Source organism: Leucobacter soli (assembly GCF_042659205.1).
Taxonomy (GTDB): domain Bacteria; phylum Actinomycetota; class Actinomycetes; order Actinomycetales; family Microbacteriaceae; genus Leucobacter; species Leucobacter soli.
Window position 1 is genome coordinate 1 of record NZ_JBHSRW010000448.1, and the last position, 803, is coordinate 803.

1 protein-coding gene is annotated in these 803 nt (G+C 74.1%); it reads left to right on the forward strand.

Annotated elements, in window-relative coordinates; all coding sequences use genetic code 11:
• The coding region (locus ACFPZL_RS13865) for a helicase-associated domain-containing protein (RefSeq protein WP_382335985.1) at positions 1-803 on the forward strand (803 nt) is incomplete at both ends.

Genomic DNA, 803 nt, shown 5'->3' on the forward strand with positions numbered 1-803 from the left:
GCTGCTCCGCGCGCTCTCGCACCGCCCGGTGCGTCTCAGCCGCAAGGGCACGGTCACCGTCGTCGCGCTCCGGGAACTCGCCCTCGTCGCGCACGACACCCCCGAGGCGATCGGCCGTCTGGCCGGCCTGCTGCGGATCGCCGGTCTCGCCGTGCCGATCCAGCGGCCCGGCGGCCAGACCCTGCTCTGCCCGTCGACCGAGGCCGACAGCTGGTTGGAGCTGACCCAGCCTCATCGATGGGCGGTGCTGGCCGAGGCGCTCGCCGAACGACTGCCCGCACCGCTCGCTCGCGCGATCGAGCTCGCCGATGGGGATCTGCATCTCGCCGTGGACTCCGTGCTCGGTGCGGAGTTCCCTCTGCTCCCGCACAGCCTCCGCGCGGAGGCGACCGAGTGGGCCGGCGCGGCCGAGCAGCTCGGGCTCGCGGTGGACGGACGGCTCACACCTGCGGCGCTCGAGCTGTTCGCCGGAACCCCGGGCGCTGCCGCTTCGGCGGCCGAACGCGATTTTCCGCCACCCGCAGCGGGCGTCTACCTGCAGCCCGATCTGAGCCTCATCGTTCCCGGGCCGTTGGCGCCCGCCGACGAGCGCGCGCTGCTCGAGATCGTCGAGACGGAGCAGCTCGGCGTCGCCAGCACCATGCGGCTCAGCCAGATGTCGCTCAGCCGGGCGCTCCGCGCAGGGCACGAGGTGGGCGCGATCCGCGAGCTGCTCGAGCGGCTCTCGCTGACGGGGATCCCTCAGCCCCTCGACTTCCTCCTCGGCGATCTGGAGCGCCGGCGCCCGGGGCCCGATCCGGAGG